The sequence below is a fragment of the Mesorhizobium sp. LCM 4577 genome, from assembly GCF_001854795.2.
Lineage (GTDB): Bacteria > Pseudomonadota > Alphaproteobacteria > Rhizobiales > Rhizobiaceae > Mesorhizobium > Mesorhizobium plurifarium.
In genome coordinates, this window is record NZ_MDDU01000001.1 from 848304 (window position 1) to 863132 (window position 14829).

General features: G+C 65.2%; 14 protein-coding genes. 7 read left to right on the top strand and 7 right to left on the bottom strand.

The genetic code is table 11. The annotated features are described in order from the left end of the window. The first annotated feature begins 119 nt into the window (after positions 1-119). The 7 genes from LCM4577_RS04030 (at position 120) to LCM4577_RS04060 (ending at position 7537) form a co-directional block, all read left to right on the top strand. Positions 120-719 (top strand): class I SAM-dependent methyltransferase, encoded by a 600-nt coding sequence (locus LCM4577_RS04030; RefSeq protein ID WP_071069716.1) that lies wholly within the window; start codon positions 120-122, stop codon positions 717-719. 73 nt (positions 720-792) lie between these two features. Further along, positions 793-1704: a LysR substrate-binding domain-containing protein gene (locus LCM4577_RS04035; RefSeq protein WP_071036365.1), complete on the top strand. Its 912-nt coding sequence runs from the start codon at positions 793-795 to the stop codon at positions 1702-1704. 187 nt (positions 1705-1891) lie between these two features. Beyond that, positions 1892-3046 (top strand): ABC transporter substrate-binding protein, encoded by a 1155-nt coding sequence (locus tag LCM4577_RS04040; RefSeq protein ID WP_071069717.1) that lies wholly within the window; start codon positions 1892-1894, stop codon positions 3044-3046. Positions 3047-3237: 191 nt separating this feature from the next. Further along, positions 3238-4236 carry an ABC transporter ATP-binding protein gene (locus tag LCM4577_RS04045; protein WP_071069719.1) on the top strand — a complete coding sequence of 333 codons (999 nt, stop codon included), beginning with the start codon at positions 3238-3240 and terminating at the stop codon, positions 4234-4236. Continuing rightward, on the top strand, positions 4233-5201 hold the full coding sequence (locus LCM4577_RS04050; RefSeq protein WP_071069721.1) for an ABC transporter permease: 969 nt from the start codon (positions 4233-4235) through the stop codon (positions 5199-5201). Before LCM4577_RS04045 ends, LCM4577_RS04050 begins: the two co-directional genes overlap by 4 nt. Then, positions 5191-6006, top strand: a complete 816-nt coding sequence (locus LCM4577_RS04055; RefSeq protein ID WP_040986084.1) for an ABC transporter permease — start codon at positions 5191-5193, stop codon at positions 6004-6006. The genes LCM4577_RS04050 and LCM4577_RS04055 overlap by 11 nt, the downstream gene beginning before the upstream one ends. Positions 6007-6109: 103 nt before the next feature. Next, a complete protein-coding gene (locus tag LCM4577_RS04060; RefSeq protein WP_041001431.1) occupies positions 6110-7537 on the top strand; it encodes a gamma-aminobutyraldehyde dehydrogenase in 1428 nt (475 codons plus the stop codon). Positions 7538-7711: 174 nt separating this feature from the next. Here LCM4577_RS04060 and LCM4577_RS04065 read toward each other — a convergent pair whose 3' ends face one another. From LCM4577_RS04065 to fdhF, 7 genes are all read right to left on the bottom strand, one after another. Further along, a complete protein-coding gene (locus LCM4577_RS04065) occupies positions 7712-8026 on the bottom strand; it encodes a hypothetical protein (protein WP_071036361.1) in 315 nt (104 codons plus the stop codon). Positions 8027-8074: 48 nt separating this feature from the next. Beyond that, positions 8075-8437, bottom strand: a complete 363-nt coding sequence (locus LCM4577_RS04070; RefSeq protein WP_040986271.1) for a nuclear transport factor 2 family protein — start codon at positions 8435-8437, stop codon at positions 8075-8077. 76 nt (positions 8438-8513) lie between these two features. Continuing rightward, on the bottom strand, positions 8514-8987 hold the full coding sequence (locus LCM4577_RS04075) for a carboxymuconolactone decarboxylase family protein (RefSeq protein ID WP_071069722.1): 474 nt from the start codon (positions 8985-8987) through the stop codon (positions 8514-8516). A gap of 108 nt (positions 8988-9095) precedes the next feature. Next, positions 9096-10649: an alpha/beta fold hydrolase gene (locus LCM4577_RS04080; protein ID WP_071069724.1), complete on the bottom strand. Its 1554-nt coding sequence runs from the start codon at positions 10647-10649 to the stop codon at positions 9096-9098. Positions 10650-10772: 123 nt separating this feature from the next. Then, positions 10773-11087 carry a formate dehydrogenase subunit delta gene (locus tag LCM4577_RS04085; protein WP_040986080.1) on the bottom strand — a complete coding sequence of 105 codons (315 nt, stop codon included), beginning with the start codon at positions 11085-11087 and terminating at the stop codon, positions 10773-10775. Further along, positions 11077-11907 (bottom strand): formate dehydrogenase accessory sulfurtransferase FdhD, encoded by an 831-nt coding sequence (gene fdhD / locus LCM4577_RS04090; RefSeq protein ID WP_071069726.1) that lies wholly within the window; start codon positions 11905-11907, stop codon positions 11077-11079. The genes LCM4577_RS04085 and fdhD overlap by 11 nt, the downstream gene beginning before the upstream one ends. A 2-nt stretch (positions 11908-11909) precedes the next feature. Beyond that, positions 11910-14822: a formate dehydrogenase subunit alpha gene (fdhF, locus tag LCM4577_RS04095; RefSeq protein ID WP_071069728.1), complete on the bottom strand. Its 2913-nt coding sequence runs from the start codon at positions 14820-14822 to the stop codon at positions 11910-11912. Positions 14823-14829 lie beyond the last annotated feature (7 nt).

Consider the following 14829-nt stretch of genomic DNA (forward strand, 5'->3'; position numbering starts at 1 on the left):
GCGAACTTTTTCTTTCGCGAAGCCACGCCGTTCGCAATGTCCATGCAATCCGTGACCTCCAAACAGCGCCTCGTCCGTGCCGGGCAACTCGAATCGCCCGCGTAAGCAATGAGGTCAACATGCCTGCAAATGACGCTTTGTCCTTCCTGAAGGCCTGGACGCTGGCGCCCTTCCGTATGGGCTCGGTCACGCCCTCCAGTCCGAGCCTGGCGGCGCTGATGACGCGCGAGATCGGCCCCGACACGGGTCCGGTGCTGGAGCTCGGGCCGGGCACCGGTCCTTTCACCCGCGCCCTGCTGCGGCGCGGCGTGCGCGAAAACGACCTGACGCTGGTCGAGTCCGATCCGGATTTTGCCGCTCTGCTCGCGCGCCGCTTCCCTTCGGCGCGCATTGTCGAGATGGACGCGGTCGGCCTGCGCCATCTGCCGCTGTTCGATGGCCCTGTCGTCGGCGCGGTGGTCAGCGGATTGCCCTTTCGGCTGATATCGCCGCGCAAATCATCCGCGATCCTGGAAGGCGTCTTTGCCAGTCTGCGGCCAGGCGCGGCTCTCTATCAGTTCACTTATGGCCGCCGCTGCCCCTTCGACCAGGCCGCTCTCGACAGGCTCGACCTCGAGGCGGTCCGCATCGGCGGCACCTTGCGCAACTTCCCGCCGGCGACGGTCTATCGCGTCTCCAGGATCAAGGGTCTCGACACCTATGACTGGCGTTTCGCATGAGCGAACTTCACCGGCATAAACAACGGGGCTGCGCCGGCTTTCCTTCCCGCGCGCGCCGGTGTTTAGTCCGGCCATGGCCTTCACCATCCGCCAATTGCAGTTCTTCGTCGCCGTCGCCGAGCAGGGCACCGTCTCGGGCGCCGCGCAGAACCTGTCGATTTCGCAATCCTCGGTCACCGAGGCGATCAAGGAATTGGAGAGTGACCTCGGCGTCGAGCTGTTTGAACGCCATCCGCGCGGCTTGAACATCACGCACAAGGGCCACCAGTTCCTGCGCCACGCGACCAAGATCCTGGCCGATGTCTCCGATGCGCGCCGTTCCTTCTCCAGCGAGCAGGCCGCCGCCGGCGGCCGCCTGCAGCTCGGCGTCACTTCGCTGGTCGCCGGCTACGTCCTGTCCGACCTGCTTGCCCGCTACCGCCGCGCCTATCCCGGCGTCGAGGTCTCGGCGATCGAGGACAATGGCGACTATCTCGAGCACCTTCTGGTCGGCGGCAAGCTCGACATCGCCGTCATGGTGACGTCCAACCTGCGCGACCGCACGGCGCTGCAGTCGGAAATCCTGGAGGTCTCGGCCTACCGGCTGTGGATCCCGCTCAGCCACAGGCTCGCCAGCGCCGACATCATCTCGATCGGCGACATCGCGTCCGAGCCGCTGATCATGCTCACCGTCGACGAGATCGAGGAAAACACCGGCAAATTGCTGTCGGCGATCGGCGCGAGACCCCATGTCGCCTTCCGCACGCGATCGGTGGAAGCGGTGCGCAGCCTTGTCGCCACGGGCGCCGGCGTGGCGCTCTTGCCCGACCTCGTCTATCGGCCCTGGTCGCTGGAAGGCGACCGCATCGAGTCGCGTGATGTTTCCGGGTCACTGCCGGTGGTCCAGGTCGGCACGGTCTGGCGCCGCGGCTCCGGCCTGCCGCAGGCTGCGCGCGACTTCATCGGCCTCGCGCAGTCGCAGCGAATGGCGCGGCAGCGGCTGTGATCAGAGCAATTCCAGGAAAAGTGTGAAGCGGTTTTCCGTTCGGAATTGCGTCCAATATAACTATCGGAAAAATCGATATCGGCTTTCTGATAAATGAATTTGCGAAACCGGATTTTTCACCGCACCTTTCGCCCAGGGAACAAAGCCGCGCCCTGAGAGCGCTGCCCCTAGCAATGGGAGATCGACGATGAATGCATTCCTGAAGTCGTGCACGGCGCTGACTGTCGCGCTGACTTTTTCCGGTCAGGCCATGGCCCAGGTCAAGGAACTCGGCAAGGGCGAGGGGCAGGTCAACATCGTTGCCTGGCCGGGCTACATCGAGCGCGGCGAGACCGATAAGAACTATGACTGGGTGACGGCTTTCGAGAAGGAAAGCGGCTGCAAGGTCAACGTCAAGACCGCCAACACGTCGGACGAGATGGTCTCGCTGATGAACGAGGGCGGTTTCGACCTCGTCACCGCTTCGGGCGATGCATCCCTGCGCCTCGTCGCCGGCAAGCGCGTGCAGCCGATCAACACCGATCTGATCCCGAGCTGGAAAACGGTCGACGACCGCCTGAAGGACGCGCCCTGGTTCACCGTCGACAAGGTGCATTACGGCGTTCCCTATCAGTGGGGCCCGAACATCCTGATGTACAACACCGACGTCTTCAAGGAAGCGCCCAAGAGCTGGAACGTCGTCTTCGAGGAAATGAAGCTGCCCGACGGCAAGTCGAACAAGGGCCGCGTCCAGGCTTATGACGGTCCGATCCACATCGCGGATGCCGCCAATTACCTGATGTTCCACAAGCCGGAACTCGGCATCAAGGATCCTTACGAGCTGAACGAAGACCAGTACAAGGCGGCGCTCGATCTCCTGYGCACCCAGCGAACGCTGGTCGGCCGCTACTGGCATGATGCCGCGATCCAGGTCGACGATTTCCAGAACGAAGGCGTGGTCGCTTCCGGCTCCTGGCCCTATCAGGTCAACACGCTGGTCGCCGCCAAGAAGCCGGTCGCCTCGACCGTGCCGGAGGAAGGCGTCACCGGTTGGGCTGACACCACCATGATGGAAGCCGACGCCGCTCATCCGAACTGCGCCTATATGTGGCTCGAGCACTCGTTGTCGCCGAAGGTCCAGGGCGACGTCTCGGCCTGGTTCGGCTCGCTGCCCGTCGTGCCCGCCGCCTGCAAGGGCAACGAGCTTTTGACCGACGAAGGCTGCAAGACCAACGGCTACGACAATTTCGACAAGATCAAGTTCTGGAAGACCCCGGTGTCGAAATGCGCCAGCCAGAACGACCAGTGCGTGCCCTACTATCGCTGGGTGTCGGATTATATCGGCGTCATCGGCGGGCGGTGAGTTGCCTAGCCTTTAGACGTTTGGCGCTGCCCCTCACCCTTACCCTCTCCCCGTGAAGAACGGGGAGAGGGGGATCGCCGGCGTAGCCGCTAATCCCTTCTCCCCGTCCTTCATGGGGAGAAGGCGCTGGCAGGCGGATGAGGGCAGCGCATACGCTCAAATTTGAGAGCCCTGAAACTTCAGGACAGTCCATGACCTCCGCTGTTTCCTTCAAACAAGTCTCGCGCCATTTCGGCAGCGTTCGCGCCGTCGACGCGGTGGATCTGGAGATCGCGCCGGGTGAGTTCTTCGCCATGCTTGGGCCGTCCGGTTCCGGCAAGACGACCTGCCTGCGCCTGATCGCTGGCTTTGAGCAGCCGACGGCGGGCTCGATTTCCATCTTCGGCGAGCGCGCCGAAGGCGTTCCGCCCTATCGCCGCAACGTCAACACCGTCTTCCAGGACTATGCGCTGTTCCCGCATCTCAACGTGCTCGACAACGTCGCCTACGGCCTGATGGTCAAGGGTGTCGGCAAGGCCGAGCGCTTGAAGGCGGCGGACGAGGCGCTGTCGCTGGTGCGCCTGCCGGGTTATGGCGCGCGCCGTCCCGGCCAGCTCTCCGGCGGCCAGCGCCAGCGCGTCGCGCTCGCCCGCGCGCTGGTCAACCAGCCCAAGGTGTTGCTGCTCGACGAGCCGCTCGGCGCGCTCGACCTCAAGCTGCGCGAGAACATGCAGGAGGAATTGAAGTCGCTGCAGAAGGTGCTCGGCATCACCTTCGTCTTCGTCACCCACGACCAGGGCGAGGCGCTGTCGATGGCCGACCGCGTCGCCGTCTTCAACGATGGCAGGATCATGCAGGTCGGCACGCCGGAGGATATCTACCAGCGCCCGAACACGCGCTTCGTCGCTGATTTCGTCGGCTCGTCCAACGTGCTGCCGCCGGATTTCGTCCAGCGTTATTCCGGCCAACGCCGCTGGGGAAGCCTGCGGCCGGAGTCCATCCGCGTCGCCAGCGCGGCCAGCGGCGACGGCGTCGCGGCGCGCCTGGTCGGCACCAACTATCTCGGCGCCACCACAAGGCTGGCGCTCGATGCCGATGGGTTGAGACTGCATGCGGTCGTGCCGGCGGGCACGGCGCTGCCGGCGGAAGGCGAGGCGGTGATGCTCACCTTCAACCGCGATAGCCTGCATCTGATGGACGAGCCGGCATGAGCCTCGACGCCGTCGTCTCTCGCGCGCCCACCCCCGCCATCCTGCCCGGCAGCGGCGGACTGCGCGGCGGGCTCTCCGACCTCTTCTGGCGCCGGCCGAAATTCCTGCTCACGCTGATGCTCGCCCCGCCGCTCCTGTGGCTCGGCATCGTCTATATCGGCTCGCTCTTTGCCCTGCTGGCACAGAGCTTCTTCTCGATCGACGAGTTCTCCGGCCTCATCAACCGCGAGTTCACGCTGAAGACCTATGGCGACCTGTTCCAGGCCGCCAATCTCGACATCATCCTGCGCACGGTGACGATGGCGGCGCTCGTCACGCTCGCCTCCGCGGTCATCGCCTTCCCCATCGCCTATTACGCGGCGCGCTATGCGCGCGGCCGCTGGAAGGCGCTGTTCTATCTCGGCGTCATGCTGCCGCTCTGGTCGAGCTACCTTGTCAAGATCTACGCCTGGAAGCTGATCCTCGCCAAGGAAGGCATCCTCACCTGGCTGCTCGCCAAGCTGAACCTGCTCTGGCTGCTCGATGCGTGGCTGTCGCTGCCGATCGTCGGCGGCAACTCGCTGTCGGTCTCCTTCACCGGCACCTTCATCGTCTTCGTCTATGTCTGGCTGCCCTTCATGATCCTGCCGGTTCAGGCCGCACTTGAGCGCGTGCCCGGCAATCTGGTCGAGGCCTCATCCGATCTCGGCGCCTCGCCGGGACAGACCTTCCGCAACGTGCTGTTCCCGCTGGCGCTGCCGGGCATCGTCGCCGGTTCGATCTTCACCTTCTCGCTGACGCTCGGCGACTACATCATCCCGCAGATCATCGGCACCTCGCGCCTCTTCATCGGCCAGGCCGTCTATTCGCAGCAGGGCACCGCCGGCAACATTCCCTTGGCCGCCGCCTTCACCGTGGTGCCCATCGTCATCATGGGCTTCTACCTCTGGGGCGCCAAGCGCATGGGGGCTTTCGATGCGCTCTGACCGTGGTCAACGTGCTCCGCTCGGCCTGAAGATCGCCGCCGCCTGCGGCCTGCTCTTCCTGCACCTGCCGATCCTCCTGATCTTCGTCTACGCCTTCACGACGGAGGAGAAGAGTTTTGTCTGGCCGCCGCCGGGGCTCACCACGCAGTGGTTCGCCGTCACCTGGAACCGGCCGGACGTGTGGGATGCGCTGTCGCTGTCGGTGCGCGTCGCCGCCATCTCGACGGCGATCGCGCTGGTGCTCGGCACGCTTTGCGCAGCAGCCGTCTCGCAAACGCGCTTCTTCGGCCGTGAGGCCATCTCGCTGCTGGTCATCCTGCCGATCGCGCTGCCCGGCATCATCACAGGCATCGCGCTGCGCTCGGCCTTCGCGCTGGCCGACATCCCCTTCTCGTTCTGGACGATCGTGCTCGGCCACGCCACCTTCTGCGTGGTCGTCGTCTACAACAACGCCGTCGCCCGTTTCCGCCGCACCTCCGGCTCGATGATCGAGGCCTCGATGGACCTCGGCGCCGACGGTTTCCAAACCTTCCGGCATGTCGTGCTGCCCAACATCGCCACCGCATTGCTTGCCGGCGGCATGCTGGCCTTCGCGCTCTCCTTCGACGAAGTGATCGTCACCACCTTCACCGCCGGCCAGCAGCAGACCGTGCCGATCTGGATGCTTGAGGAACTGATCCGCCCGCGCCAGCGCCCGGTCACCAATGTCGTGGCCATGGTCGTCGTGCTGGTGACGCTGCTGCCCATCCTCTTTGCCTATTACCTGACCCGCGACGGCGACCAGATCGCGGGGAGTGGAAAATGAAAACAGCGGATAGGGAGTAGCGAATAGCGAATAGGGAAGATCGGCGGTCAACCCTATTCGCTATTCACTATTCGCTACTCGCTCCTGTTCAGGGAGAACGTTTATGGACACCCAGATGCTGATCGGCTCGACCTTCGAGAAGGGCACCGAAACCGAGGAGCCGATCCTCAATCCGAAGACCGGCGCGACGATCCTCAACCTGCCGGAAGCGAGCCCGGCGCAGATCGAGGCGGCGGTTCTGGCCGCCGAGAAGGCCTTCGCCAGTTGGTCGCGCACCACGCCGGCGCAGCGTTCGGGCTATCTCCTGAAGATCGCTGACCGCATCGAGGCGGAGGCAAAGGAATTCGCCGCGCTCGAGGCGCTGAATTGCGGCAAGCCGATCAACGCCGTGCTCAATGACGAGATCCCGGCGATCGTCGACTGCTACCGCTTCTTCGCCGGCGCGGTCCGGTCGATGCCCGGACAGGTGGCCGGCGAATATATTGCTGGCCACACCTCGATGGTGCGGCGTGATCCGGTCGGTATCGTCGCTTCCATCGCGCCCTGGAACTATCCGCTGATGATGATGGCCTGGAAACTGGCGCCGGCGATCGGCGGCGGCAACACGGTCGTCTTCAAGCCGTCGGAACAGACGCCGCTGACCACGCTGAAGTTGGCGAAGATCCTTGCCGAGGTGCTTCCAGAAGGCGTCGTCAATGTCGTGCTCGGCCGCGGCGACAGCGTCGGCAACACGCTGATCAACCACCCCAAGGTCAACATGATCTCGATCACCGGCGACGTCGCCACCGGCAAGAAGGTGCTGCAGGCGGCCGCCAAGTCGGTCAAGCGCACGCATCTGGAGCTCGGCGGCAAGGCGCCGGTGATCGTCTTCGACGACGCCGACCTTGGCGCGGTGGTGAGTGGCCTGCGTGCCTTCGGCTATTACAATGCCGGCCAGGACTGTACCGCCGCCTGCCGCATCTATGCCGGCAAGAAGATCTACGACAAGCTCGTCGCCGATCTCTCTTCCGCCGTCTCCACCATCAAATACAACCAGCCGGACGACACCGAGAACGAGATCGGCCCGCTGATCTCGCGCCGCCAGCGCGACCGCGTGTCGAGCTTCGTCGAGCGCGCCTCGGAGCTGAAGCACATCGAGATCACCACCGGCGGCAAGCCGGGCGAGGGCTCCGGCTTCTACTATCAGCCGACGGTCGTCGCCGGCGCGCTGCAGGAGGACGAGATCGTGCGCCGCGAAGTCTTCGGCCCGGTCGTCTCGGTTACCCGTTTCTCGGATGTCGACGAAGCGGTGACCTGGGCGAACGACAGCGACTACGGCCTCGCCTCGTCGGTGTGGACCAAGGATGTCTCGCGCGCCATGGCGACCGCCGCCCGCCTGCAATATGGCTGCACCTGGATCAACACCCACTTCATGCTGACCAACGAGATGCCGCATGGCGGCCTCAAGCAATCCGGCTACGGCAAGGACATGTCGCTCTACGCGCTGGAAGACTACACCGCCGTCCGCCACGTGATGGTGGCGCACGGGTAAACCGGGCTCCCCCTTCTCCCCCTAGGGGGAGAAGGTGGATCGGCGCGTAGCGCCGAGACGGATGAGGGGTGTTCCAGCTTGGCACCGGCTTACCCCTCCACCCGGATTGCCAGCCGAATTGCGAAGAGCAATTCGGGGCAATCCGACCTCTCCACAAGGGGAGAGGTAGAGGTGCTACTCGATGATCCGGAAGATCTGCCAGAGGCTGGTGCCCGACACCACATAAGGCTCAAGCTCCTTGCCCCATTTGGCGTGCGCTTCGATCTTGGCGATCTTGGCGAAGAACTCTTCCAGTTGGGCGAGGCTCTTGACCTGGTGGTGGGATTCGATCGTCGCTTCCCGCGCACCGATAGAGCCGGTCATGATCTGGAATCCCAGATCGGCGATGCCGACTTGCGAACCGATCTCGCGTTCCCATTTTCGCATCAGCTCGAGTGCCGTCTGCTTGTGCCCGAACTTCGCGTCTATCTGCCATCTGGCGCTGAACATCTTCCTTCTCCTCCAAATTTGCGGCCGAGGCCGCTGTTGATCTGCCCGCTACTCGTCCCAGGCCTGCACGACGGTCTGCCGCGCGATGCGGCCACCCTTCAGCTCCAGCATCGCCGCGCAGAACACCTTCGTGCCGTCCGGGTAGGCGCAGGCCTGGGTGAAGGCGAGGCTGTCGCCCTCGGCGATCGTGGTGTCGACCTTGTGGGTCATGGCCCGGCTGCAGATGTCGTCCCAGAAAGTGCTGATCGCCGCGCGGCCGCGGATCTCGCGCGGCTTGCTCGGCGGATTGTTGCGGTCGATCACCCGCACCAGCGCGTCGTCGGTGTAGAAGCTCGACAAGAGCTTGCCGTCCCGGCCTTCGATCGCCTTCTTGATCGCCGCGCCGTCTACGTTTCCTGTCTTGGTCAGCATGTCATCCTCCATATGCCCGTCTTCGATCGGGCGGTTGACGTGGGAGCTGCCCGGCATTCGCCGGGCAGGATTTCGTTCACTGCGACTTGGCTTTGACTGCCGCGAACAGGTCGTCGGTCTGCTTCTTGAAGGTGGCGAGATCGACCTGGCTGCCGTTGAGCATCGTCGACCAGTGGCGCACGATCGCCGCCATCGCCACGGCCTCCTTGATCTCCTCGTCGCTGGCGCCGTTGGCCTTGGCCGCCAGCGTGTGGAAATAGATGCAGTACTGGCAGGGGATCTGCGAGGCGACCGCCAGACCCATCAGCTCCTTGGTCTTGCCGTTGAGCGCGGTGTTGGGGTTGAGCTGGACGCCCTTGATCTCGGCCCAGGCGCCGGCAACGGCGACGTCGGGAAGCGTCTTGAACATGTCGGGCACCGAGCCGAGCGTGGCCTGGATGTCCTTGTAGGCGGCAGTGGCCGACGCGTCTTCGRCATGCGCCGAACTTACGGCCAGCAATGCGCCCGCGGCAAATGCCAGCAATCCGATCTTGCGACTGAGTTTCAGCATTTCATCCTCCATTCGCAGTGCCGTCACGGCGACATCGCCCGGCCTGCATGGGAAGAATTCGTACTGCTTGCGGCGCTCCGGGCGCTTCCCCCGAAAGCGCCATGGCTTTCATGGCCCGTCCGGGCCAGCATGCCTCGCCGAAAAAGCCGCCGCCGCCGCCCGCGACGGCAGGTCGAGCTTGAGCAGGATGTTGGCGACGTGCCGCTTGACCGTATGCTCGCTGAGGCTGAGCTCGGCGGCGATCGCGGCATTGCTCTTGCCGTCGGCGATCAGGTTCACCACCTCGCTTTCCCGCGCCGTCAGCGCCATCGGCTCGGCCGGCCTTCCCTTGGGCCGGCAGGCCGGCTCCAGATGCTGCTCCGACGTCGCCAGAACCACCGGCACAGGCTCATCCAGCTCATCGAGGCTGACGCGGCCAGCATCGACGAAATGCAGGCCGGAGCCCACCGCGAGATCGGCGACCAGCCGCGAAGCCAGGATGTCGCCGCGCCGCGCATGGGCGGCGAGCTGCATGGTCACCCGCGCGGTCAGCCCGACCGGCTGGCCGCGCGTTTCGATCTCGCCGACATGCGCGCCTTGCGCGCTCGCCACGCCGATCTGCTGCGCCGCCTCGCGCAGCGCCGCGGCGCAGCGTATGGCGCGCGCCGGTCCGTCGAAGCGCGACACCATCAATTCACCATGCGTGCCGGCCGCGCGTCCGCCGTGGCGCCCGACCAAAAGCCGCCAGGTTTCCTGGAAGCRCTGGCTGCGCTCGCTCCACATGCGGTCGCCGAGCTTGGCCGTGTCATAGATCCGCGTCACCAGCAGCGCCGCCAGCACGCGCTCGGTGTCGGCTACCGCAGGTTCCCCGGTGAGACATTCCTCGATCAGGTCGGCCACGCGATCGACATCGCCGGTCCAGATCGGATGATCGCGCCCCGCTATCTCGACCAGCCGGGCATGCGGGATCTTCTTTGCAAGGAAGCGGCTGGCGTCGGGGTCGACCCGCGCGTCGTTGCGGCGATGGATGAGCAGCGTCGGCGCGCTGATCATCGCCAGGATATCGCGCACGTCGACATCGGCGTTCATGCGGGCAAGCGCTGCCGCGGCCGTCGGGCTGGCCGACAATCGCTCGAACCGGGCCCACCATTGGGCGAAATGAGCGTCGTCGACCCGGCCCGGCGCGAAATTGGGCAAGGTCGCGCCAGTGCCCCACGATGTCTCCGCCATCTCGATGAAGGCTTCCAGACGCTCCGGCGGCATCACCCATCTGTGGAAATGCGCATAGCCGCCATAAAGCACGAGCGCCCGCGTCCGCTCCGGATAGGTGGCGGCGAACAGCATCGCCATCGGCGCGCCTTCCGAGGCGCCGAGGATCGCCGCCCGGCCGCTGCCGGCGGCGTCCATCACCGCGCGCACGTCGTCCATGCGGGTCTCCAGACTGGGCAGGAGGCGGCTGTCGACGCGGTCGGAAAGCCCGGTGCCGCGCTTGTCGAACAGGATCAGCCGCGAGAAGGCGGAAAGCCGTTTCAACAGGCGGCTGTAGCCTTCGTCTTCCCAATGCAGATCGAGATTGGAGATGAAGCCCGGCACGAAGACCAGGTCGAACGCACCCTGGCCGACCACCTGATAGGCGATCCGCACCTCTCCGCTGCGCGCGTATCTGGTCTCGATCGGCCTCACGCAAACTACCCGCCCGGCCAGACGATTTCCTGTCGCCGACCATAGCAGAAATGGTCCGTCTAAGGCAGAAGAACTTTAGAAAGCGGGAATATAAGACGTTCGGCGAACGGGAGTTTGTCCGGCCTATTTCCGGGGCGTGGCGCCTGCGGCCTCGGCAGGTCTGACGTAACCCAGGTCCGCATCGGCCTGCTGCGGCGTCTGCGGCCGCTTGATCTTGGGCGAGGCGGCAAGCACCAGCTCGTCGAAATCCTCCGCGTCGCCGTCGAGCAGCTCGAAGAACTGACGCCGCATCCTGGGCTCCCAGAACTTGTTGATGTGCTCGGCAACGCCGGCGATGCCTTCCTCGCGCGGCTTCGAGTGGAAAAAGGTGGCGATCTGGTTGGCCATACGCACCAGCTTTTCCTTGGTGCTGGCGATGTGGTCTTCGTCATGCGACATGCTTGGCAACTCCGGAAACCACCCGTTCGGGGTGGGTGAAAATATCGAAATCGTCCCCGCGCACCAGTGCCACCAGCGTCATGCCGGCGGCCTCTGCCGTGCGGATGGCGAGCGCGGTCGGCGCCGAGACCGCCATGATGATCGAAGCACCAATGGCCGCTGTCTTCTGCACCATCTCGACCGAGACGCGCGAGGTCACCACGACGGCGCCGCTGGCGCCATCGATGCCGGCCTTGGCCAGCGCGCCGGCAAGCTTGTCGAGCGCATTGTGGCGGCCGACATCCTCACGCGCCATCACGATGCCTTTGCCTGGGACGTAGAAGCCGGCGGCGTGCACCGCGCCGGTCTCGATGTGCAGCGGCTGCTGCTTCGACAGGAGCTTGACCGAACGGATGACGTCTTCGGCCTCAAGCGTAAGTTTCGACGCGCCGACCACGTCGACCGAGCGCATCGCCTCCTCGATGGATTCGATGCCGCACAAGCCGCAGCCGACGGGCCCGGCCAGTCGCCGCCGCCGCGCCTGGAAGCGCGTGTTGGCCTGGTCCTTCAGCCGGATCTGGATATCGATGCCGGCTCCGAGCTCCTCGACCTCGATCGCCTCGATCTCCGCCGGGTCGGCGATGATGCCTTCGGTCAGCGAGAAGCCGAGCGCGAAATCCTCGAAATCCGCCGGGCTTGCCATCATCACCGCATGGGTGGTGCCGGCAAAGGAGAACGCCACCGGCGTCTCTTCCGGCACCATGCGGGCCGCGGCAACGGTGCCGCCGGCGCGATGCGCCAGCCGCGATATTTGCGTCGTCGCTTTGCGGCGCGCGGCCAAGACTACTCCGCCGCCGCCAGCGGGGCGATCCGACGGCTCTGCCTGGCCTGTTCGTTATAGTCCTTCTGCCAGTCGGTCGGGCCGTTGGACGGCGCCACCTGCACGGCGGTGACCTTGTATTCCGGACAGTTGGTCGCCCAGTCCGAGAAGTCGGTGGTGATCACGTTGGCCTGCGTGTCCGGATGGTGGAACGTCGTGTAGACGACGCCGGGTGAGACGCGGTCGGTGATCAGCGCGCGCAGCGTCGTTTCGCCGGAGCGGCTCGCCAGCCGCACCCAGTCGCCGTCGCGGACGCCGCGGACCTCGGCGTCATGCGGATGGATCTCCAGCCGGTCCTCGGCATGCCAGGCAATGTTTCCGGTGCGCCTTGTCTGCGCGCCGACATTGTACTGGGACAGGATACGTCCTGTGGTGAGCAGCAGCGGATAGCGCGGGCCGGTCCGCTCGTCCGTCGCCACATATTCGGTGCGGATGAACTTGCCCTTGCCGCGCACGAAGCCGTCGACATGCATGATCGGCGTGCCGAGCGGCGCCTTCTCATTGCAGGGCCACTGCACCGAGCCGACGCGATCGAGCAGCTCGAACGAGACGCCGGCAAAGCTCGGCGTCGTCTTGGCGATTTCGTCCATGATCTGCGACGGATGCGTGTAGTTCCAGTCGAGCCCGATGGCCCGGGCAAGCTCTTGCGTCGCTTCCCAGTCGGCGTAGCGCGCCTTCGGCTCCAGTACCTTGCGCACCATGTTGATGCGGCGCTCGGCATTGGTGAAGGTGCCGTCCTTCTCGAGGAAGGTCGAGCCCGGCAGGAAGACATGAGCGTAGTTCGCCGTCTCGTTGAGGAAGAGGTCGTGCACGACCACGCATTCCATCGCGGCGAGGCCGCCAGCGACATGCTTGGTGTCCGGATCGGACTGCAGGATGTCCTCGCCCTGGATGTAGATGCCCTTGAACGAGCCGTCGACGGCGGCGTCCAGCATGTTGGGAATGCGCAGGCCGGGCTCTTCGTCCAGCTTCACGCCCCACAGGCTCTCATAGATGTCGCGCACCGCGTCGCCCGAGATGTGGCGGTAGCCCGGCAGCTCATGCGGGAACGAGCCCATGTCGCAGGAGCCCTGCACATTGTTCTGGCCGCGCAGCGGGTTCACGCCGACGCCCGGACGGCCGATGTTGCCAGTGGCCATCGCGAGATTGGCGATCGCCATCACCGTGGTCGATCCCTGGCTGTGCTCGGTGACGCCGAGGCCGTAATAGATCGCGCCGTTGCCGCCCTTGGCGTAGAGCCGCGCGGCACCCCGGATGGCTTCCGGGTCGACGCCGGACAGCTTGCCGACAACCTCGGGGCTGTTTTCCGGCAGCGCGACGAAGGATGCCCAGTCCTGGAACTCGGCCCAGTCGCAGCGCTCACGGATGAAGGCTTCATTGTAGAGCCCCTCGGTGACGATGACATGCGCCAGCGCCGTCAGCACCGCCACATTGGTGCCGGGCTTCAGCGGAAGGTGGTAGTCCGCCTCGACATGCGCCGACTTGACCATCTCGGTGCGCCGCGGATCGAGCACGATCAGCTTGGCGCCCTGGCGCAGCCGCTTCTTCAGCCGCGAGGCGAACACCGGATGTGCGGAAGCCGGATTGGCGCCGATGATAACGGCGACATCGGTGTATTCGACGGAGTCGAAATCCTGCGTGCCGGCCGAAGTACCGTAGGTCTGGCCGAGCCCGTAACCGGTCGGCGAGTGGCAGACGCGGGCGCAGGTGTCGACATTGTTGTTGCGGAAGCCCTGCCGCACCAGCTTCTGAACGAGATAGGTCTCCTCGTTCGTGCAGCGCGAGGAGGTGATGCCGCCGATCGCGGTGCGTCCATACTGATACTGGATGCGGCGGAATTCCTTCGCCGTGTGCGCGATCGCCTCTTCCCACGACACTTCGCGCCACGGATCGGTGATCTTCTCGCGGATCATCGGCGACAGGATGCGGTCCTTGTGGGTGGCGTAGCCATAGGCGAAACGGCCCTTGACGCAGGAATGGCCGTGGTTTGCCTGGCCGTCCTTGTAGGGCATCATGCGGATGACCTCGTCATCCTTCACCTCGGCCTTGAACGAGCAGCCGACGCCGCAATAGGCGCAGGTGGTGACGGCCGAGCGCTCCGGCATGCCCTTTTCGAGCACCGTCTTCTCGCGCAGCGCGTCGGTCGGGCAGGCCTGCACGCAGGCGCCGCAGGAGACACATTCGGAAGCGATGAAATCCTCATGCATCCCGGCGACCATGCGCGATTCGAAGCCGCGGCCCTCGATGGTCAGCGCGAAGGTGCCCTGCACCTCTTCGCAAGCGCGCACGCAGCGCGAGCAGACGATGCACTGTGCCGGGTCGTAGGTGAAATAGGGGTTGGATTCGTCGCGGGCGATATAGTCGACGGCCAAGGAGCCGTGGCCGGGCGCGACGCCATTCTCCTGCTTGACGTGGTTGCGGCCCTCGACGCCGTAGCGGTTCTCGGTAAGACCGACCGACTTCGCCACCGCGTCGAACTCGCTGGCGCCGGTGCCGGCCTTCTCGTTCCAGCCGGTCGGATGGTCGGAGACGTAGAGCTCCATGACGCCGCGGCGGATGGCATCGAGCCGGTCCGACTGCGTGCGCACCACGATGCCCTCCGCAACGGGCGTCGTGCAGGAGGCCGGCGTGCCGCCGCGCCCTTCGATCTCGACCAGGCAGACGCGGCAGGAGCCGAAGGAGTCCAGCATGTCGGTGGCGCAGAGCTTCGGGATCTCGATCCCGCCTTCCATCGCCGCGCGCATGATCGACGTGCCCTCAGGCACCGTGATGCTCTGCCCGTCGACGGTGAGCGTGACCTGCTTCGTCGCCTTCGACTCCGGTGTTCCGTAGTCGATCTCTTCGATGAGTGTCGGGAAGTCGGCCTTGATGTTCATCTGCCAG

Excerpts from the sequence above, each read along its gene's own strand:
- LCM4577_RS04030 (WP_071069716.1), top strand. The coding sequence starts at position 120 with ATGCCTGCAAATGACGCTTTGTCCTTCCTGAAGGCCTGGACGCTGGCG.
- LCM4577_RS04035 (WP_071036365.1), top strand. The coding sequence starts at position 793 with ATGGCCTTCACCATCCGCCAATTGCAGTTCTTCGTCGCCGTCGCCGAG.
- LCM4577_RS04045 (WP_071069719.1), top strand. The coding sequence starts at position 3,238 with ATGACCTCCGCTGTTTCCTTCAAACAAGTCTCGCGCCATTTCGGCAGC.
- LCM4577_RS04050 (WP_071069721.1), top strand. The coding sequence starts at position 4,233 with ATGAGCCTCGACGCCGTCGTCTCTCGCGCGCCCACCCCCGCCATCCTG.
- LCM4577_RS04055 (WP_040986084.1), top strand. The coding sequence starts at position 5,191 with ATGCGCTCTGACCGTGGTCAACGTGCTCCGCTCGGCCTGAAGATCGCC.
- LCM4577_RS04060 (WP_041001431.1), top strand. The coding sequence starts at position 6,110 with ATGGACACCCAGATGCTGATCGGCTCGACCTTCGAGAAGGGCACCGAA.
- LCM4577_RS04065 (WP_071036361.1), bottom strand. The coding sequence starts at position 8,026 with ATGTTCAGCGCCAGATGGCAGATAGACGCGAAGTTCGGGCACAAGCAG.
- LCM4577_RS04070 (WP_040986271.1), bottom strand. The coding sequence starts at position 8,437 with ATGCTGACCAAGACAGGAAACGTAGACGGCGCGGCGATCAAGAAGGCG.
- LCM4577_RS04085 (WP_040986080.1), bottom strand. The coding sequence starts at position 11,087 with ATGTCGCATGACGAAGACCACATCGCCAGCACCAAGGAAAAGCTGGTG.
- fdhF (WP_071069728.1), bottom strand. The coding sequence starts at position 14,822 with ATGAACATCAAGGCCGACTTCCCGACACTCATCGAAGAGATCGACTAC.